Source organism: Nocardia sp. NPDC006982, assembly GCF_042869435.1.
GTDB lineage: Bacteria > Actinomycetota > Actinomycetes > Mycobacteriales > Mycobacteriaceae > Nocardia.
Genome location: NZ_JBIAFV010000001.1, coordinates 1,232,653 through 1,251,299 on the forward strand (window position 1 = coordinate 1,232,653; position 18,647 = coordinate 1,251,299).

At 65.9% G+C, this 18,647-nt stretch carries 14 protein-coding genes and 4 tRNA genes; 9 read left to right on the plus strand and 9 right to left on the minus strand.

Annotated elements, in window-relative coordinates; all coding sequences use genetic code 11:
* Nucleotides 1–174: 174 nt before the first annotated feature.
* On the minus strand, nucleotides 175–2,439 hold the full coding sequence (locus ACFYOW_RS05470; protein ID WP_387284741.1) for a SulP family inorganic anion transporter: 2,265 nt from the start codon (nucleotides 2,437–2,439) through the stop codon (nucleotides 175–177).
* 357 nt (nucleotides 2,440–2,796) lie between these two features.
* Nucleotides 2,797–2,868, minus strand: a tRNA-Val gene (locus tag ACFYOW_RS05475).
* Nucleotides 2,869–3,396: 528 nt separating this feature from the next.
* Here ACFYOW_RS05475 and ACFYOW_RS05480 point away from each other — a divergent pair.
* The 3 genes from ACFYOW_RS05480 (at nucleotide 3,397) to ACFYOW_RS05490 (ending at nucleotide 3,660) form a co-directional block, all read left to right on the plus strand.
* Nucleotides 3,397–3,469 (plus strand) — tRNA-Gly (locus ACFYOW_RS05480).
* A gap of 44 nt (nucleotides 3,470–3,513) precedes the next feature.
* Nucleotides 3,514–3,584: transfer RNA gene (locus tag ACFYOW_RS05485), tRNA-Cys, on the plus strand.
* A gap of 1 nt (nucleotide 3,585) precedes the next feature.
* Nucleotides 3,586–3,660: transfer RNA gene (locus ACFYOW_RS05490), tRNA-Val, on the plus strand.
* Between the two features lie 98 nt (nucleotides 3,661–3,758).
* Here the strand turns inward: ACFYOW_RS05490 and ACFYOW_RS05495 are convergent.
* Nucleotides 3,759–4,361, minus strand: a complete 603-nt coding sequence (locus tag ACFYOW_RS05495) for a TetR/AcrR family transcriptional regulator (RefSeq protein WP_387284743.1) — start codon at nucleotides 4,359–4,361, stop codon at nucleotides 3,759–3,761.
* A 78-nt stretch (nucleotides 4,362–4,439) separates the two neighbouring features.
* On the opposite strand from ACFYOW_RS05495, the gene ACFYOW_RS05500 reads away from it, so the two are divergent.
* The 4 genes from ACFYOW_RS05500 to ACFYOW_RS05515 all read left to right on the plus strand — a co-directional run bounded on the left by ACFYOW_RS05500 (nucleotide 4,440) and on the right by ACFYOW_RS05515 (nucleotide 8,001).
* Entirely contained in the window at nucleotides 4,440–5,450 is a 1,011-nt protein-coding gene (locus tag ACFYOW_RS05500) for a GlxA family transcriptional regulator (protein WP_387284745.1), read from the plus strand.
* Between the two features lie 93 nt (nucleotides 5,451–5,543).
* Nucleotides 5,544–6,266: an alpha/beta fold hydrolase gene (locus ACFYOW_RS05505; RefSeq protein ID WP_387284747.1), complete on the plus strand. Its 723-nt coding sequence runs from the start codon at nucleotides 5,544–5,546 to the stop codon at nucleotides 6,264–6,266.
* A 27-nt stretch (nucleotides 6,267–6,293) separates the two neighbouring features.
* On the plus strand, nucleotides 6,294–7,259 hold the full coding sequence (locus tag ACFYOW_RS05510) for an alpha/beta hydrolase (protein ID WP_387284748.1): 966 nt from the start codon (nucleotides 6,294–6,296) through the stop codon (nucleotides 7,257–7,259).
* A gap of 34 nt (nucleotides 7,260–7,293) precedes the next feature.
* Nucleotides 7,294–8,001: an alpha/beta fold hydrolase gene (locus ACFYOW_RS05515; RefSeq protein ID WP_387284749.1), complete on the plus strand. Its 708-nt coding sequence runs from the start codon at nucleotides 7,294–7,296 to the stop codon at nucleotides 7,999–8,001.
* A gap of 55 nt (nucleotides 8,002–8,056) precedes the next feature.
* Here ACFYOW_RS05515 and ACFYOW_RS05520 read toward each other — a convergent pair whose 3' ends face one another.
* The gene (locus ACFYOW_RS05520; protein ID WP_387284750.1) at nucleotides 8,057–9,064 is read right to left on the minus strand and encodes an MASE1 domain-containing protein; all 1,008 of its coding nucleotides are present in this window, start codon (nucleotides 9,062–9,064) and stop codon (nucleotides 8,057–8,059) included.
* A gap of 188 nt (nucleotides 9,065–9,252) precedes the next feature.
* On the opposite strand from ACFYOW_RS05520, the gene ACFYOW_RS05525 reads away from it, so the two are divergent.
* Nucleotides 9,253–10,503 (plus strand): sigma factor-like helix-turn-helix DNA-binding protein, encoded by a 1,251-nt coding sequence (locus ACFYOW_RS05525; RefSeq protein WP_387284752.1) that lies wholly within the window; start codon nucleotides 9,253–9,255, stop codon nucleotides 10,501–10,503.
* Here the strand turns inward: ACFYOW_RS05525 and ACFYOW_RS05530 are convergent.
* Nucleotides 10,475–11,458 (minus strand): hypothetical protein, encoded by a 984-nt coding sequence (locus tag ACFYOW_RS05530; RefSeq protein ID WP_387284754.1) that lies wholly within the window; start codon nucleotides 11,456–11,458, stop codon nucleotides 10,475–10,477. The genes ACFYOW_RS05525 and ACFYOW_RS05530 overlap by 29 nt on opposite strands.
* 400 nt (nucleotides 11,459–11,858) lie before the next feature.
* Between ACFYOW_RS05530 and ACFYOW_RS05535 the strand changes: the two genes are divergently transcribed.
* Entirely contained in the window at nucleotides 11,859–13,046 is a 1,188-nt protein-coding gene (locus ACFYOW_RS05535) for a hypothetical protein (RefSeq protein ID WP_387284755.1), read from the plus strand.
* 5 nt (nucleotides 13,047–13,051) lie between these two features.
* On the opposite strand, the gene ACFYOW_RS05540 is transcribed toward ACFYOW_RS05535, so the two are convergent.
* The 4 genes from ACFYOW_RS05540 to ACFYOW_RS05555 form a co-directional block, all read right to left on the minus strand.
* A complete protein-coding gene (locus ACFYOW_RS05540) occupies nucleotides 13,052–14,002 on the minus strand; it encodes a LysR family transcriptional regulator (RefSeq protein WP_387284757.1) in 951 nt (316 codons plus the stop codon).
* 368 nt (nucleotides 14,003–14,370) lie between these two features.
* Nucleotides 14,371–15,894: a flavin-containing monooxygenase gene (locus ACFYOW_RS05545; RefSeq protein WP_387284758.1), complete on the minus strand. Its 1,524-nt coding sequence runs from the start codon at nucleotides 15,892–15,894 to the stop codon at nucleotides 14,371–14,373.
* A 51-nt stretch (nucleotides 15,895–15,945) separates the two neighbouring features.
* The gene (locus ACFYOW_RS05550; protein WP_387284760.1) at nucleotides 15,946–17,262 is read right to left on the minus strand and encodes a cytochrome P450; all 1,317 of its coding nucleotides are present in this window, start codon (nucleotides 17,260–17,262) and stop codon (nucleotides 15,946–15,948) included.
* A gap of 149 nt (nucleotides 17,263–17,411) precedes the next feature.
* Nucleotides 17,412–18,641: a cytochrome P450 gene (locus ACFYOW_RS05555; protein WP_387284761.1), complete on the minus strand. Its 1,230-nt coding sequence runs from the start codon at nucleotides 18,639–18,641 to the stop codon at nucleotides 17,412–17,414.
* Between the last annotated feature and the right edge of the window lie 6 nt (nucleotides 18,642–18,647).

Genomic DNA, 18,647 nt, shown 5'->3' on the forward strand with positions numbered 1-18,647 from the left:
GACACAGCGATGGGTCGAGATGTAAATCGCATCAAGGCTATTAGTAAAGACTTAGCAAAGCCTGAGAAGTGGCCGCAAAATGCTCGAATCCATACCTCCGAATCGGTGTGAAACGCAACACATATGTGCCGAGTTCACCTGTCGGGCCACATCATTCGACCCGACACTCGGCGACTAGACGGGCTCGGCAGCCACGCCGGGCGCCTCGGCCAACTCATCGAACGCTTCGACCGTCAGCTCGTCGTCGAACTCGGCGATACCGTCCATGGTCACCTCGATGACCCGGGCGGTCGCGAGATCGAAGAACAGTCCGGATACCGCCACGCCCCGCTCCTGCACCCCGCGCCGGACCACGGGATGGGCGTGCAACCGCTCCAGTTGCACTGCCACATTCACCATGCCGAGCTGGTCGACCGGGCCGAATCCGGCGAATGCCGCGGCATCGGCGACCGAGTGCCCGAGCCGGAACCGGTCCAGGCTGGGCCGCGCGTACTCGAGCCAGTCGCCCAGCCCCGGCCCCGTGCGAACCTCCCGATGCAGTGCGTCCATCGCCCCGCAACCGGAGTGCCCGCAGACCACCACCGCGCGCACGTCCAGCTTCTCCAGCGCATAGACCAGCGCGGCCTCCACCGAGACATCACTGCCACCGGACGGGACCAGATTGCCCACGTTGCGGACGGTGAACAGATCCCCCGGCCCGCTATTGGTGATGACATTCGGCACGATGCGAGCATCGGCACAGGTCAGGAAGAAAGTGTCGGCGTCGGGCCGGTTCCGCAATCCGTGGAGATGGGGGCGCATCAGATGGGCGTGGCCGCGGTGATAGGCGGCGATACCCGCGGCGATCGGATCCTCCCGATTACCCGTCCGCCGCCACGGCCCGATGACCTCATCGATGACCTGACGCGAGCGTCCACGTTCGGGCGGGCCCGCCACCGCGGTCGCCATCCGCGCGCTGCCGATTTCCACGAAATCGACTGTGCCACCGCCGGCCTCACGCAAACCGGCCCAGTCGGCGATCAGCTCATAGGAGGCGTGGTCGAGGAAGTCGACCGTCATCTCGATGGTCACGTCCACGTCGGCGGGTACCTTCGCCAGTTCCGCGGTCAGCTTGGGCAGCGCGAGGAAGGTGCAGGTGCCATCGATGGTGATCAGCCAGCGGCGAGCATCGGCCACCGGTTCGGCATGGATGCTCACCCGCACCACCCGCCACAGCAGCAGGGCGAAGGCGAGTACGAGCCCGATCACCATGCCTTGCAACAGGTTCAGGAACACCACGCCCAGTACCGTGGCCACGTAGACGAACAGATCGCCGTTGCGCCGAGCCAACCGGATATGGGCCAGCTTCACCAGTTGTACGCCGATGAGGATGAGCAGCCCCGCGAGTGCCGCCTTCGGAATCTGCTGCACCAACCCGGCCAGCGCGACCGCGAACAGCAGGATCCACACGCCGTGCAGCACCGTCGCAGCCCTGGTCCGCGCCCCAGCATGGGCATTGGTAATGCTGCGGACGATCACGGCCGCGATCGGCAGACCACCGAGCAGACCCGACACCACATTCGCCGAGCCCTGCCCGATCAGCTCGCGATCGAAATTGGTTCGATGGTCAGGGCGCGTCTTATCCACGGCGACCGCCGAGAGCAGGCTCTCTATGCTGGCGATCAGCGCGATCGTCACCATGGCGGTCGCGACGGCGAACCAACTGCCGGACGGTATCGCGGGCAAACCGATCGAACCGAGTAGCGAACCGTTCAGCACGACGCGCTCGATATGGGTCGGCAGCATCAGCGACAGGATCGTCGCGACCACCACGGCAACGAGCGGCCCCGGCACGACGCGGATCGCGGGCGGGACGAATTTCCAGCCGATCAGAATGATGATCACCACGAGGCCGACGAACAGATCGCCGCGGTGCACCGACATCAACTGATGCGGCAGCTGGGTGAGGCTGGCGTACGACGAACTCAGCGAGTTGCCGCCGAGCAGAATATGAACCTGTTGCAGCGCGATGATGACGCCGATACCGGCGAGCATCGCATGGACCACCACCGGTGCGATGGCGAGCGCGCCGCGCGCAACGCGACTGAGCCCGAACAGAATCTGCAATAGGCCCGCACCTATGGTGATGAAACAGGTAGCGGCCCAACCGAACTGGTGCACGCTCTCGGCAACGACAACGGTGAGACTGGCCGTCGGCCCGCTGACCTGCACGGCCGAGCCACCTAGTAGCCCGGCGACGACACCGCCGACGACGGCGGCGATGAGTCCAGCGGCAACCGGCGCACCCGAGGCGACCGCGATGCCTAGTGAAAGTGGTAGTGCGACAAGGAAAACCACAACAGAAGCGGGTAGGTCATGGCGGCCGACGGCGGCAAGACTTGCTGGAAGACTTGCGCGAAGCGGCGACGTCCGGGGTACGGGATCGGTGTCGGTGGACATTATTCTCCTTCGCCGAAACGGCGTGGAGCCGATCGGTTCATCGGTCGAACATGTACTGGCATCGAAAGCGAGCGGCGGGCGAAGCTTTCTGAGAACGCTGGGTGCTACATCTGCTCTGCATGGAGCAGCTTCGTGAAGCAGTGACCCATGACGCGAAGGTCAGGCGCAATAGTAAAGACTTCGCAAAGCACATGGAAAGGCTTATGTTGCAAATGGGGCCAACTGCTATCAAAATGTGACCCAAGTCACAGCATGTCAAACGGGATCCCGAGTCGGGGTCGGTCGGAGATGCGGCGGACACTGCGCCGATATGAAAGAAGGCCGGGCACTCGCAGTGCACCGACCTTGTCCAGTGAGTGGTCCCAGCTGGTTTCGAACCAGCGACCTTCCGCGTGTGAGGCGGACGCTCTCCCGCTGAGCTATGGGACCGAACTCGAGGTTCGAGCGGCGGCAGAGCTGCCGTTCGAACGAGATGGAACCTTAGCACGCACTACCGGCGTCCCACCAAATCGCCACCCCGACACGGGCGATCGGCTGTCGAGCTTTGCGGCTGGCGTTGCTGCGAGTTCATGAATTACAAAGTGGCGCAGCAGGTTCCGGAGGGGCCGTGCACACGTATAGCCGCGGGATAACCCATCGGGCTTCGCGGGCTTTGCCATCCGAGCGCGCGAGGTTCGGCTTCGATCCCGCCCGGCGGATTGGTCGGTCAGCACCCACCGCGATACCGCCTGCCGACGCTTCCTGCCTTACGGCGGGTTCGGATGTGGCGCAAGCGAAGGCGCGACTCGGCTGATCCGAGCGCGTTTGCCCGTGAGCGCCCCCGACCCAACCTCGCGAACAACACCTATGTAATTCATCTTCAGGCCCTTCTACCAGCGGATTTGTAGGTTGCACCGAACGTCGGCTAATGTTCTGTCTCGCACCACGGAGGGCCGCAAGCCTCCCGGAGATGCAAATGCGGATGTAGCGCAGCTGGTAGCGCATCACCTTGCCAAGGTGAGGGTCGCGGGTTCGAATCCCGTCATCCGCTCGAGGAGTAGGGCCAGGCAATAGTAAAGCCTTCCCCCTTCGCACGGTGGAGTGGCCGAGTGGTGAGGCAACGGCCTGCAAAGCCGTGCACACGGGTTCGATTCCCGTCTCCACCTCGCGCGATTAGCTCAGCGGGAGAGCGCTTCCCTGACACGGAAGAGGTCACTGGTTCAATCCCAGTATCGCGCACCACCGTTTTCCAGGTCAGGCCCCCTTTTCGAGGGGGCCTTTCTTGTTTTGCACCAGGCCCCTTGACCGACAGCGTGCACGCGGTAGCCGTGCAGCGGATATCAATGAACTAAGTGGTCGGCCCAAGGGGACGGTAGGGCGGCGCTTGATACCTCGGCGATTTCCTGGAGGCGGGGGGTGGGGATTCCTAAGCGGCTCAGTTGAATCAGGCCCTGGGAGATGACAATTATGTGGGCACTGAGGGCCGAGAGGGTGGCGGGGCCGGCTTCGGGCCGGGCGGTTCGCAGGCGGTCGGCTACGCCTTCTTCCATCGCGGTGGTTGTGCGGGCGCTGATGGTGGCGACTTCGGGGATGCGGGTGCCGAGTTGGGCGATGCTGTTGATCATGAGGCAGCCGCGGCGGTCGGGGTGTGCGGCACAGTCGGCGATGACCGCCGCGAAGAGAGCGCGGACGGCGGCGCGCGGTGAGCCGGACGCGGATGTGACGACCTCGCGGACGAAGCGAGCGCGGCGTTCGCAGTAGCGCTCGAAAGCGGTGAGGAACAGGCCGCGTTTATTGCCGTAGGCCGCGTAGATGCTGCCGTTCCCGACACCGGTCGCGCGGGATACGTCCTCCACCGATGTTTCGTCGAAACCCTTCGACCAGAACAGTTCCGTCGCGGCGTCGAGCAGGTTCGATTCATCGAACTGTCGTGGCCGTCCCATGCGCTCACCGTACCAACCGGGTCGTGATGTCGAGCACCTCACTTGTTCTGGAGGTACGCCTCCATAATACTGGTTGACATGTCCCCAAGATTCGGTGGTACGGCCCGCAGGCGGGTGGGTGTGCTGGTTTTCGACGGCGTCAAGATGCTCGATTTCGTCGGTCCCGCCGAGGTATTCGTCGAGGCGAACCAGTCGGTGGCCGGTTACGAGGTGGTACTCGTTTCGGCCAACGGCGAGGACGTGCACACCTCGATCGGTGCGCGCATACAGGTGAGCTGCGCTGCGGCCGATGCGGGTCACTTCGATACGGTCGTGATTCCGGGCAGCGAGTTGCCGGTGGAAAAGTTCGCGACCCCCGACGTTTCGGCGGCGGCGCGGCAGCTGTCGTGGCATACCCGGCGGATGGCGTCGATCTGCAGCGGCGCGTTCGTTCTGGCCCAACTCGGACTGCTCGACGGCAGGCGGGCGACGACACATTGGAAATTCACCGCCGACCTAGCACGCCGGTTTCCGTCGGTAATGGTGGAACCGGACGCGATTTTCGTGCGCGACGGCAATCTCTACAGTTCGGCCGGTGTCGCGGCCGGTGTGGATCTCGCGCTGGCGCTGGTCGAGGAGGATCATGGTGCCGATGTCGCCCGACGGGTGGCACAGTCACTGGTGGTGTACATGCAGCGTGCCGGTGGACAGTCGCAGTTCTCGGCATCACTGAGCGGGCCCGCGCCACGCAGTCCGCTGCTGCGCGGAGTCGTGGATCTGATCTGCGCGGATCCCTCGTATCCGCATACCGTGCAAAGCCTCGCCGCGCACGCGCGGGTCAGCGTCCGGCACCTGACCCGGCTGTTCCGCACGGAGCTCGAACGGTCGCCCGCGGAGTACGTCGCGTTCATTCGGTTCGGTGTGGCTCGGGATATGTTGCACGCTGGACGCAGCGTGACCGAGGCGGCGATGGCCGCCGGATACGGCAGTAGCGAGGCACTGCGGCGGGCGTTCGTAGCGCGGCTCGGCATTTCGCCGCGCAAGTATCAGCAGCGGTTCCGAACGACCGGATCGACCATCGACAGCGAGTTCGCGGCGGCCGTGTCCTGATCGGGGGTATTTAGGGCCGGTGAAGGGGGGCGCGGGGGGCAGGAAGCAGCGGAAACTGCTCTGGACACAGCGTCATTTCGAGAAAGGACCGCGATGTCCCCCGCGTCAACCCCGACCGTTGTACTCGTGCACGGCGCCTTCGCCGACGCGTCGAGTTGGTCGCCGGTCACCCGGCGGCTGCTCGACCAGGGCCACCGGGTGGTGGCGCCGCCGGTGTTCAACCGCAGCCTGTCCGGCGACGCCGCGTACATCCGGTCGGTCGTCGAACAGATCGATGGCCCGGTCTTGCTGGCCGGGCATTCCTACGGAGGCGCGGTCATCACAGTCGCCGGTGTCGCCGAGAATGTCGTCGGTCTCGTCTATGTCTCCGGCTATGCGTTGGAGGAGGGCGAGAGCCTCGGCCAATTGCAGGGCCGTTTCCCGGATTCCGAGCTGGCGGCACATCTGGTCTACACCTCGTACCCGGTCGACGGCGAAACGACCGGAACCGACGTATCCGTCGAAATCGATGCATTCCCAGCCATTTTCGCGGCCGGTGTCGATGCGCCGACGGCGCGGGTGCTCGCGGTGTCGCAGCGGCCGCTGTCGGCAACCGCATTCGGTGAGCCCGCCACCGCCGCGGCCTGGAAGACCAAGCCCGCCTGGGGGATTGTGTCCAGCGCCGACCGCACCATCAATCCGGATGTCGAGCGTTACGGCTATCGACGGGCCGCGCTGCGGGCGGTCGTCGAGATCGACGGACCGCACCTGGTGATGCAGACCCATCCGGACCGGGTCGCGGCCGTCATCACCGACGCGATCGCCGAATTGTCCTGATCCACAACACAAGAGAAAGGCACCACCATGTCAGGTAACCCGTTGGGTATCTCGCTCGAGCAGGCGGCGCAGGAGTTCGTCGACGCCACCTCGCAGCCGCCGTTCCTCTACCAGCTCGCCCCGGAAGAGGGGCGCAAGGCAGTGGATTCGGTGCAGGACGCGCCAATTTTCAAGCCCGAGATCGATGAGGAGTGGGTCACGGTCGAGGGCGGTCCGACCGGTTCGGTGCGGGCGCGCATCGTCAAGCCACAGGGTGTCACCGAGGTGCTGCCCGTGATTATCTACACCCATGGCGCGGGTTGGGTTTTCGGCGATGCGCACACCCACGATCGGCTTGTGCGCGATCTCGCCGTCGGTGCGCACGCGGCCGTTGTCTTCCCTGAATACGACCGCTCGCCGGAGGTACGGTATCCGGTAGCCAACGAGCAGTCCTACCGGGTCGCCCAGTGGATTACGACCAACGGCGCCGACCACGGTCTCGACGCGTCCCGGATCGCGGTCGCGGGCGACTCGGTCGGCGGCAATATGGCCATAGCGCTGACACTCATGGCGAAGGAGCGCGGCGACGTGTCCTTCGCGCAGCAGGTGCTGTTCTACCCGGTGACCGACGCCAACTTCGATACCGGCTCGTACCAGCAGTTCGCCGAGGGCTACTTCCTGACTCGCACAGGGATGCAATGGTTCTGGGATCAGTACACCACCAGCTCCGAAGATCGTGCGCAGATCACCGTGTCGCCGCTGCGGGCCAGCACCGAGCAGTTGACCGGGCTGCCGCCGGCATTGGTCATCACCGCCGAGGCCGATGTGCTGCGCGATGAGGGCGAAGCCTTCGCGGGCAAGCTGCGCGCGGCGGGCGTGCCGGTGACCCAGGTGCGCTACGGGGCGATCATCCACGACTTTGTGATGGTGAACGCGATGCACGACACCCACGCGGCCAAAGCCGCTGTCGCACAGGCGGTTGCGACGCTGAAGGCGGCCCTGCACACAGCGTGATCACGCCTCGTCCGCAATCAGATCAGGAGAAACTATGACCGCTCCAACCATCGTGCTCGTCCACGGCGCGTTCGCCGATTCCTCCAGTTGGAACAGTGTCATCGAACGCATACGCGCACAAGGACATTCCGTCATCGCCGCCGCAAATCCGCTGCGCGGCCTGGGCAGTGACGCGGCGTATATCGCGTCGGTTGTCGACGGTATCGAGGGCCCGTGCGTGCTCGTCGGCCACTCCTACGGTGGCAGCGTCATCACGGTGGCGGCCGAGGGGAAGGCGAACATCACCGCATTGGTCTACATTGCCGCGTTCATTCCCGACGAGAACGAGAGCGCGCTGCAACTGACCGATAAGTTCCCCGGCTCCACATTAGGGCCGACGACCCGTCCCGCGAGCTACCCGCTGCCCGACGGGAGCACGGGCACCGAACTCTATATCCGTCAGGAGGAGTTCCACCGGCAGTTCGCCGCCGACGTCCCCGCGGCAACGGCCGAACTGATGGCCGCGACACAGCGACCGGTCGCCCTTGCCGCACTGCAGGAGACGGCCACCGCGGCCGCGTGGAAGTCGGTGTCGGCATTCGCATTGCTGACCACGGACGATAAGAACATCCCCATCGAGGCACAGCGGTTCATGGCCGAACGTGCCGGGGCCGACACCGTCGAAATCTCCGCTTCGCACGCGGTCTCGGTCGCCGAGCCCGAGGTGGTCGCCGACCTGATCATCCGGTCGGTCGAGCGCTAGTTCACCTCGAACCGACTCGCGCCGCAGCCATTGCGGCGCGAGTCGGACGGCCTGTTCAGCTCGGTGCGGTGCCGGGGGTAGGGGGTTTGGTTAGGCGGGGGCGTGCGGTGTCGACGACGCCTTCCAAAGGGCGGCCCTGGGTGATGGTCAGAACGGTTTGGGCCAGTTGGGTGCAGGTGTCGTCTACGGCTTGGCGGGCGCGGTCGCGTTGGGCGGTGATGGTGGCGTGTATGAGGGCGGTCAGCGCGACCGAGCCGTTGAATGCTTGCAGGGTGATCATTTTGGCGGTCAGGTCGAGGCCGCTGAAGGCGGGGAAGTCGCGGGTCACGGCGACGATGGCGACGGTCGAAGCGATCAGGGCGCACGGCAGGGCCCCGGCCAGGTGGAAGCGCATCGCGGCCCAGGTCACGAAGGGGAAGACCAGGAAGAGCAGGTTTGCCGACACCACGGTGGCCGATACCGCGACGACGAATGTGCCCACCGCGAGCATCGCGGCCTCGATTACCCGCAATGGGCTGAGGGCCTTGGGTATGCGAATACCTTTGCCGACGAGGATGAGCGGTGCGATCAGCAGCACGCCCATGGCGTCGCCGGTCCACCACACCAACCAGGCGCCCCAGAAACCACGTGCGGAAACCACACCGGCCATGAGCAGAGTGACGGTACCGAGCGTTGCGCTGATCAGCATTGCGGCGAGGGCACCGAGGAAGACGAGTTCGAGTACGTCACGGACGCGGACGAAATCGCTGCGGAACCCGACCTTTTTGAGCAGCAGGTACGCGACCACCGGAGCGACCGTGTTGCCGAGGGCGATCATGAGGACGGCAGGAAGCGTCGGCCCGAGCAGGGCATTCACCGCCAACGCGCCCAGCGTGACCCCCGGCCAGGCACGGAGGCCGAATAAGAACAGACATGCGAGGGCGACCCCGGTCGGCGGCCACAGCGGCGTGACTTGATTGCCGACCAAGGCAAAACGCAATCCGACCTCGGCAGCCGCAAAATACGCGACCGCCGCGACAATGATCCACAGCGCCAACTCGGCGTTGCTGCGGAAACGACCCACGACGTGAGCATAGAACCGTTTCCCACGGCGATCAGGAAATATCGACAGCCTGGACAGCAACGCCGAGCCGGCAGGCACCGATGGGCCCGATTCGGCGGCCGATCGGTGGGATGGGCCGGGTTGTCGGTGGTCGGCGTTAGGCTACGGCGCACATATCGAGTGGAGCCGAGTCGTGGTCAGGGGCGCAGGTGACGGCAAGTGAGGCCGATGGGCGGGAGCGGGCTGCCGACTATGCCGATCCCGAGATGCTGGACGATATCGCCGGGGATGTGTCGTTCGATCTCGAGGAGATCAACGAGCTATTGGGGGAATTGATCGAGATGCGGGGGGATCGCAAGCGGCGCGATGCCGACATCGTGGGGTTTCGGCTCGGGGTAAGCGGGGAGGCGCCGGAGACGTTGGCGCGGATCGGGGCTCGATTCGATCTGTCGCGGGATCGGGTTCGACAGTTGCATACCCGGGCGGTGGCGCAGATTCTGCGGGAAGCGCAGCTGAGTGGACATCGGGCGGCCGAGGTATTCGGGACGCGATACCCGGTGGGGGCACGAGATCAGCAGTTGGTACGGGCGCTGTTGGTGGAAACCTATGCGACGGATACCGATCTGGCCGCCAACGAGTTGGCTTATCTGAAGCTGCGGCTGGCAGGGCATGCGGGCGAGGATGCCAAGCGGGTCGCCGGATATGTCATGCAGCGGATTATGGGGTGGCAGAAGAAGACGAACCGGCGGTTGGCGAAACTGCATGAGCCGCTGGCGACGAGTGAGCTGAATTCATGGCTGGGACAGGTCGATTGGCCCGCCTCAGCGCCAGGACCCGCTCCCCTGCCGATCGCCTCGGCGCGCATAGTCGACGGCGACGACGAAGGACGCGGGCGCTTCTATCTCGACAAGGTCGGACGCGATATCGGGTTCGATTCCGGCTTGGAGGCTCGTCTGCTTCAGACGGTGAACGCCAGTGACCTGGTCGAGACATTCCAGGAGCAACCGAGTGCGGTCACCTTCGAAATAGACGGCACGGAACGAAGCTACTACCCCACCATCGCCGCACGACTTGCCGATGGCCGCGTCGTCCTGATCGATGTCGAACCGGTGGGACATGTCGGCTTCCACATCAATCGGATCAAGTCGGCGGCAGGTCGCACCCATGCGCATGCCAACGGCTGGGGCTGGCTGGTGTGGACCGGCAGCAAGATCGGGATCCCAGATCTATTGCGGCGCAAGGTAGCCGCGGAGGCCGAGAGTCGACTGTGGGAGTTGGTCGAGCGCGGACCGGTGTACTGGTCCGCGCTGCGGCAGTTGCGTGCGGAGGTCGAGCTGGATCTGCTCGACCTGATCGCGCTGGTACTGCGCAACGAATGGCGTTGGGACCGTGCGCCGTTCCGGTTGACCGGCAACGACCCAGCCGACCACCTCAGCGCACGAACATCGCTCCCGCGATGAATGTCACGATCAGCATCATCGCGCAGTAGGTGATCAGCTGCCAGTTACCGATCGCCTTCTGCAGACTCACAATTGTGGCACGCAGGCTGGCGTCGACGCGGTGGTGGTTGTCGAGCTTGCGCTTGACCTCGGCCAGCGAGTCCGCGCGCTCCTGTGCGGACTCCTCGGCACGTTCCAGCCGGGTGGTGAGCTTTATGATCTGTTTCTGCTTGTCCCGCACGGATTTTCGAGACAGGGCCAGCGTCGTGCGTTGGTTGACCAACTCCTGGCGCTGCCGAGCGATGACGCTGGCCTGCGTCCTCGTGTGGTGTTCCCAGTCGGTCACGGTGGCCCATCCTCCTGTCATCACATCGCGGTAGCCCCATACGATTTCGCCACGCACCCAGCCGTACAGGAAATCGCGCAGTTCATAGGGTTCACGGCGCGGCAGGACGACCGCGCTGTTCGAAGTGTCCAACATGCCCTCTTCGGCCCGGTAATCGCAGGCGGGCGGCGCGAAGTCGGCGATGCCGAGCGCGGGCAGATGCCCGACCCAATAGCCCGGCGGGCACAGCCACAGCACCCCGTCACATCCGGAGGTGCGCAGCCGCGTCGTGTGGAGCTGCGCCGATTCCCGATCGAGCGGGCCGGTACGGACCTCGATGGCGTACTGCCGATCACCGCTGCGCCAGAGCACGTCCACCGGAACGTCACCCACCCGGCGGTCCACCTCCGCCACCTCGGCACCGTAGGACGCGAGCCGACCGCACAGCCAATACTTCAGCCGCTGGATATCCCATTGCGCGGCGGCACATTCCGGGCATGTGCAGCCGTATCCCCCTGCCCCAACCGCTCCGCCGACGGGTGCGCGACCATCCGGCACCCGGGTGTCCGCGACGCGACCGTCCGACAACCCCAATTCGGCGAGCATCGCCCGACGCCCGCACGCCCGCTCGACGCGCTGCTTCGTTCTCACGCGACCTCACCCCTGCCCAAAACCACCGCAGGTCAGGTACGACCTACGCCATAGATCAAGAGTGCGTCAGCTTTGGCCCGCCCGCCAGCCCCCTATACCCCGCGCTCGGGTGCGCCACAACCCGCGAATACGCTCCGACCAGCCGATGTGCGCTGTCTCACAAGCGATTTCATTGCGACACGCGAGAGCATTGCCACAGTTATTCCAGTGATTGACAGTTGCGGCCATTCCTTGGACACGGCCGATGCCGCCGAACGAGCGAACGAGAGCCGCCGCGTAACCGGACGAAAGGTGCACGGCGCGGCCGCGGCCGGTCCTCGAACCACGTCGGTACCGATCGACAGATAGAATCGGCCGGCCACGAGCGGAGTTTCGGGCGATACGGGGAAGAAGGTATGGGATGGACCACGACGAGCGGAGTGGCGAATCGATCGGCGCACTCTTGTCGAGTCTCGCGACGACCCTGCGCGAGGTGAGCAATAAACTCGACGCGGTCGCCGCCCACGTGGATGACGACCGTAACCTGGCCGGTCGCCTGGCCAAGTTGGAGGCGTGGGCTTTCCGTACCGGGGAGGATGTTTCGAAGATCGGGTCACGGTTGGAACAGGTCGTCACCGTCGAGCCCGGTGACGAACCGGCCGAACCCGCACTGCGGGGCCGCCCGGAGCCCGCCCCCGCGACCAGGGAACGGCGCGAACCGATTCCGTCACGTCGCGACCGCCTCGATGCCGTCAACGGGCGAGCCGACACCACGAGCGCGCACACCGAGGCCGGCCGCAACAGCCTCTCGGACATCACCACCGTGCTCAGCCAAACGCCGACCGGACACAACAACCGCCCCGACACCACCGGAACCAACGAGCGCCTCGAGCCCAAGACCGGCCGCAACGAGCTGGTCACGCCGACGACCGGAACCAACGGGCGCCTAGCGACCCCGACCGGACCTCTGGACGCCACGACCGGGCGCAACGAGCGGCTGAAAGCGCCCGAAGACAGCGCGCCCCGCCCCGCACGGACCGAATTCACCGCGCCGATCACCCGCACCGAACACCTCGAACCCTTCGGCCCCGCAACGCCCAACGACTCCCTGTCCCTCCCCTCGCGGACGCCGCAACCCGTGCCGCCCGCAGTTCCCCCGACCTACCGCAGCGAGCCGCTCTCCGCACCCACCGCGCGCCCCGAATGGCTCGACTCGGCTACACCCGCCGGCACCGAACCTTCCGCGCCGACCTACACCAACTCCCAACCCGCGACCACCGGCGACCGGCTCGACTACGGCTCGATCGGCTCGAGTAACGGACGTCTGGAGCCGCTCACCTCCCCGCCCCGCAACGGCTACGAATCCCCAACGCCCACAACCCGTCCCGACACCGGTATGACCGCACCACGCACCGAGGACAGCGGCGCACTGACCCCAGGCGCGCACCGCGCGGGCACCGGCGAGGACACCTCGCACGTCGACAAGCTGCAGGCCATGCTCGACGAACTCAAGCGCAACCCGCACGGCCCCTTCGGTCGCCCGGAACCCTCAGCGCCGAACGAACTACCCGGCGTGGATCCGAACTTCGCGATCCGCACCGAGGGCTGAGCGACTCACCGGCCGGACGAGTCCAGCCCGGTAAGGGTGCCGCGGATCAATTCGCGTAGCCATCGGTGGGCGTTGTCGGCGGTATTACGGGGGTGCCACGCCATGGCGATGGCGATTTCGGGGAGGGGCAGGGGAATTTCGAAGGCGCACAAGCCGAGTGCGGTGCGCGTTGTCGCGGTGAGGGCGGCGGGGACGGGGCAGATCAGATCGCCGGAGCGGACCGCTAGCAGGGCGCTGGTGAGGTCGGGGACGGTGGCCACGACGCGGCGAGTGCGGCCGTGCAGGGCCAGCCGGTCATCGATGGGTCCGCGGGCGCGACCCCGGCGGGAGATGCCGAGGTGGGCGGCAGCGGCGAACCGCGCCACCGTCACACGGTCGGTGATCAGCGGATGTTCCGGTGCGGCAACGCCGATCACGCGGTCGCGCAATACCCGCTGCACGGTGGTCTCCGGATCGGTGTGCTCGATGACGCCGACCTCGATATCGACGCGGCCGTCGCGCAGTGCGGCGGTGCTCTCGTCGCGATCCGGGAGCAGGTGCAATGTCACGCCGGGCGCCTGTGCGCGGACGGCGGCGAGCAGCGGCGTCGCCAATTCCCCGAGGACCATATCGCCCGCCTGCACGGCGAAGTCGCGCTTCAGCGTGGTCGGGTCGAGTGCGCCGCGCGGGGTGAGCAGCGTTCGTCCCCGCTCCACCAGAACGCTTACCTCGTAACGCAATTCGAGTGCGCGCGGCGTCGGCACCAGATTGCGGCCCGCGCGCACCAGCAGCGGATCGCCGAGCACATGACGCAGCCGGGACAGCGTTCGGCTCATCGCGGGCGCCGAAGTGTGTAGCCGCTCGGCGGCTTGGGTGACGCTGTTGGTCTCCAGCAGCGCATCCAGAGCAACCAGCAGATTCATGTCGAGGGCATCCACTCCTGGATTATCCAGAATGGAAAGACTGGTAACCAACATTGCATTGGCGATAATCCGTCGTGTCGACCTCGACAGCGCCCTCGGGCCCGATTGTCGACTCCGGCCGCGATGACCGCACGTCCATGCGACGCCGGTCACACTTTGAGCTTCTTCTACTCGAAACCCACGGTCGTACTGGGTAAATCGATGGGCTCCGCAGAGGGAACGGACTCTGTTCCGATCCCGCATCCGCCAGCGGCAACCATTGCCGGGGCCATTGGCCGACGAGAGCCGAGAGATCCCCGCCCCGGTGATCCTCGACGTCGATCGAACCTGTACGCGCTCCATACGCAACGCCGTGTCCGACCTACGCACGTGAGCACCGAGGAGAACCCCGGCAATCCGCAGGCGCACTCCCGGCAATCGGCCTACGGCGTGCGCTGTTCGGCGGGAACCTGAGGCGCCATTTCCGGCGCCGCTGTCACCACCGGCCCCTTCGACCGCTCGGCGAGCCCACGATACGAAGACGGCTTGATCATCCGGAACCATTGTGCCGCACGGGTTCTGCGCGGCAGCCGGAATTTCAGGTCGGCGAGCATCTCGTCGATATTGTGGATCGAGAACGGGGTGATGGCGCCGCCGTGCGCGTGGTGGCCACCCGTGCGTTCGGCCATCCAGCTCAGCCGCTCATCGACGTGCGCGGTCATCTCTTCCTGCGTCGGCAGCGCGAGGCGGCCGCGGAGCAGGGCGGCAGTCCAATGTGCGCCGACCTCGGCGCTGAGCGTGCTGATAACCGACGAGTTGTATCCGACGAAGCTAAGATTCGGCACGCCGATCGGCAGGATCTGCCGGTACAGGCGGAAATTGCCCTCGTCGTCGGTGAGCTGACGCTGCACGTACGGGGTCAGGAACGGCACCCGCTGGTGGAATCCGGTGGCGCAGATGACGATATCGGCCTGCAGGGTCGTGCCGTTGGACAGTCGCACCTGGTTCGCGGCCATCTCGGTGATGGTGCTGTCGCGGTGCACCGCGATCAGTCCCATCCCCACCCGCTCGAAGAAGTCCTCGGTGACCAGGCTGACCGTGCTCTCCGCGATGTCCTCGAAGCGCCCCTCCGGCACCAGCCCCAGCTCGCGCAGATGCGACTTCTTGGTGGCGAGTTCCTGGATCACATCGAGGTTGCTGTCGCGGAAGCTGTGCCCGGAACCATGTAGGAACCGTTCGATCCGCCCGAGCTCCTGATAGCGGAAGTGCGCCTCCCCCAGTCTGGTCAGCATCAGCCGTTCGTAGTCGACCAGTCCGCGCGCCAACTTGCGCGGCATTTTCCACAGCAGTCGGCGGGCGACCACATTCGTCGAGGCCGCGACGTGACTGACCGCCTCGGCCATATCGCAGGCCGACTTGCCATAGCCGACCACCACGACCGATTTGCCGCGCGCCCACTCGACATCCAGGAACTCCGAGGCGTGCCCGATCTGCCCGCCCGCCTGCCGGAATCGCTCGACGCCCGGAAAATCGGGCACCGACGGCTCACTGAATATTCCGTTGGCGATGACCAGATGGTCGCAGGAGGTGCGGTGGACACCGACGTGGTCGCGGATCTCCAGCAACCAACCACTGTCGACCGGATCGGCCGCGACCACCTCGGTGCCGAGGCGCAGGCTCTCGCCGAAGCCGAAGTGCCGCACGTACCCGTCGAGGTACTGCTGCATCTGCTGCCCGTCGGGCACGCGCGGATAGTCGTCGGGCATCGGGAAGTCGGAGAAGTGATATGTGTGTTTGCTGTTCTGTGCGCGCAGGCCGGGATACCGGCGCGTCGCACTCCACACTCCGCCGACGTCCGGGGTCCGATCGAATACCTCGACCGGAAAACCCTCTTGGCGCAACACCTTCGCGCAGGCGAGGCCTGCGATGCCCGCACCTACGATTGCGATGCGGTTCCCGCTCGTCATGGCACGGAGATTACGTCGCTCGCGCGAATGCGGCAAAGCCTCGGTGCGATTTCACGAAGTTGAACGGGGAGTGACTACAATCCTGGCCTTGTCGCGCGGCACGGTGGTGATATTGCGCACCCGTCCGCGCTCGCGTTTCGCCCCCTCGGGCGGGGCGAGGGTGTAACGGGAGAGGATCTCGCGCAGCACCGTGGTGCCCTCCATCAGCGAGAATCCGGCGCCGAGGCAGCGGCGTACGCCGCCGCCGAAGGGTAGCCAGGTATTCGGTTCGACCTCGCCGTCGAGGAAGCGCGACGGACGGAAGGCCCAGGTGTCGGGATAGTTGGCCGGGCTGCGGTGCGCCAGCAGGATCGAACAGCTGACCACGGTGCCCGCGGGCAGCTCCCAGCCGCCGATGGTCATATCCCTGGTGAGTTTGCGGACCGCGCCGGGGATGACGGTGCGCATCCGCATCGCCTCCTTCATGACCGCCTCGAGCGCCTTGTCGTCATCGATGCGGATCGCTTCGTGAGCGTCGCGTTGTACCTGTGGGTTGACCGAGAGTTCGTGCAGCGCCCAGGACAGCGCAGCCGCGGTGGTTTCGTGACCGGCGAGCAGCAGGGTGATGAGTTGATCGCGCAGTTCGGGGTCGGTGAGCGGCGGATCGGACTCGGTATCGCCGCCCGCCTGCAATAGCCGGGACAGGACGTCGGTGCGTTCGGCCAGGTCGGGGGCGGTGCGCCGGGCCGTGATCTCGGCGTACAGCAGATCATTGACAGCGGCCATATTGCCGTGAAAGGACTTCCACGGCGGATACTTCTGCAGCAGCGGTTTCATCAGGCCGATGTACTGCAGCGGCCCGATATCGACGATGCGACCCAGGCGCGGCGCGAGTGCGGCCCGAGTGCGCTCATCGGTGACGCCGAAGACCACCCGCATGATCACCTCGAGGGTGAGCGCGTTCATCCGGTCGAGGGTGATGACCGTCGAACCGGGCGGCCAGCGGTCGACCTCCGCGGCCGCGATCTCGGCGACCAGATCCCGATAGCCGCGCAGGGCCGCGCCATTGAATGCGGGCATGAGCAATCGGCGGGCTCTGGCGTGTTCGGCCTCGTCGGTCATCAGCACCGAATGCTCGCCCATCACCGGGCCGAGGATCTGATTGCCTTCGCCCGCGTGCAGGTCGCGTGGATCGCCCGCGAAGACCTCCTTGATATGTTCGGGGCGGGTGAATACGACGAGGTTCTGTGCGAACGGCGGCACATGCAGCGAGAAGACATCGCCGTAGCGCCGCCGCAGCGGCGGCAGCATCTGGGCCCGGTTACGGATGTACAGCAAGCCCTGCAGAAATGCGGGGATCGGCGGACCGGGTGGATACGCCGCAGTCATCGCTTCCCTCCGCATCCGGCGCCGGACGCATCGTTACGCCCGCTTCTCTGCACTGTTCCACAGTTGTCCGGGATGACGGAAGCCCCTGGGGCACAACGCCTGATCAGCAGGGCAGTCCGCCGTTCTGCGCACCACCCCGAACGCCGGAATCAACGTAGGGCGGGTGCTCCTGCCAATTCGACCGGCAGATCCTGCAACCCCCGGATGAGCATGCTCTCCCGCCAACGCAATTCCCCACCGGCGGCCGCCAAGCGCAGATCCGGATACTGCTCGACCAACCTCGTGATCGCGATGCGCGCCTCCAGCCGAGCCAGGCCGGCACCGAGGCAGAAGTGGATGCCGTGGCCGAACGCCAAGTGGCCCGATGCGGAGCGCTGCGGGTCGAACTCTGCGGCGTCGCCGAAGTGCCGTTCGTCGTGGTTGGCCGAACCCAATGCGACGAGCACCATCTCGCCGGCCGGAATCTCGGTTCCGCCCAGCGTGATCGGTTCGGTGGTGTAGCGCAAGGTCGCGACATTCACCGGACCGTCGTAGCGCAGCATCTCCTCGATCAGGGCAGGCACCGCCTCGGTATTCCCGTGCAGCGCACGGTAGCGCGCCGGATCCGACAGCAGGGTGAGCACGGTATTGCCGATCAGATTGACCGTGGTCTCGTGGCCCGCGACGAGGATGAGGAACACCATGGAGATCAGCTCGTCGTCGGTGAGACGGTCGCCGTCGGCACTGGCGGTGATCAGGTCCGAGACGAGATCCTCCCCCGCCCCCTCGGCCCGCCGCCGCGTGATCAGCTGCTCGAAGTAGTCGGCGATCGCGTCGGTCGCGTGCCGGACCTCCTCGGGAGTCACGGTCGATATCTCGACGATGATGCGCGACCACTCCCGGAAATCCGCGCGATCGGCCACCGGCACACCGAGTAGCTCGCAGATGACGGTGATGGGCAGCGGAAACGCATACTCCGACAACAGATCCACCGGGCCCGCGCCGTCTACGGCGATCCGGTCCAGGAGCTCATCGGCGATCGCCAGCACGCGCGGGGCCAGCGCCTCGATCCGAGCGGGTGCGAATGCGGGGGCGACCAGTCGGCGCAGTCGGGCGTGCGCCGGCGGATCGGTATTCAGCAGGTGGTAGCTGATCCGGGCATTTACCGCCCCGACGCCGGTGTCACCGGTGGGCAGACCACGGGCCTTGCGGCTGGCGTCGGTGCGCGGGTCCTTGCGGATGGCCGGATGACGCAGCACCTCGCGCGCAACGTCCAGATCCACCACCAGCCAAGCGCGAACGCCGCTATTCAACTCGATGGGGTGCACGGGGCCTTCGGCGCGCAACTCCTCGTAGAAGGCATACGGTGTACGAAAGAAATCCTGCGGCAGCTTTCTCATTCGACG

Bases quoted from the DNA above. Each gene is read 5' to 3' on its own strand.
- ACFYOW_RS05495 (WP_387284743.1), bottom strand. From the start codon at position 4,361: ATGGGACGGCCACGACAGTTCGATGAATCGAACCTGCTCGACGCCGCG.
- ACFYOW_RS05515 (WP_387284749.1), top strand. From the start codon at position 7,294: ATGACCGCTCCAACCATCGTGCTCGTCCACGGCGCGTTCGCCGATTCC.
- ACFYOW_RS05545 (WP_387284758.1), bottom strand. From the start codon at position 15,894: ATGACGAGCGGGAACCGCATCGCAATCGTAGGTGCGGGCATCGCAGGC.
- ACFYOW_RS05500 (WP_387284745.1), top strand. From the start codon at position 4,440: ATGTCCCCAAGATTCGGTGGTACGGCCCGCAGGCGGGTGGGTGTGCTG.
- ACFYOW_RS05505 (WP_387284747.1), top strand. From the start codon at position 5,544: ATGTCCCCCGCGTCAACCCCGACCGTTGTACTCGTGCACGGCGCCTTC.
- ACFYOW_RS05550 (WP_387284760.1), bottom strand. From the start codon at position 17,262: ATGACTGCGGCGTATCCACCCGGTCCGCCGATCCCCGCATTTCTGCAG.
- ACFYOW_RS05510 (WP_387284748.1), top strand. From the start codon at position 6,294: ATGTCAGGTAACCCGTTGGGTATCTCGCTCGAGCAGGCGGCGCAGGAG.
- ACFYOW_RS05555 (WP_387284761.1), bottom strand. From the start codon at position 18,641: ATGAGAAAGCTGCCGCAGGATTTCTTTCGTACACCGTATGCCTTCTAC.
- ACFYOW_RS05470 (WP_387284741.1), bottom strand. From the start codon at position 2,439: ATGTCCACCGACACCGATCCCGTACCCCGGACGTCGCCGCTTCGCGCA.
- ACFYOW_RS05535 (WP_387284755.1), top strand. From the start codon at position 11,859: ATGGACCACGACGAGCGGAGTGGCGAATCGATCGGCGCACTCTTGTCG.
- ACFYOW_RS05540 (WP_387284757.1), bottom strand. From the start codon at position 14,002: ATGTTGGTTACCAGTCTTTCCATTCTGGATAATCCAGGAGTGGATGCC.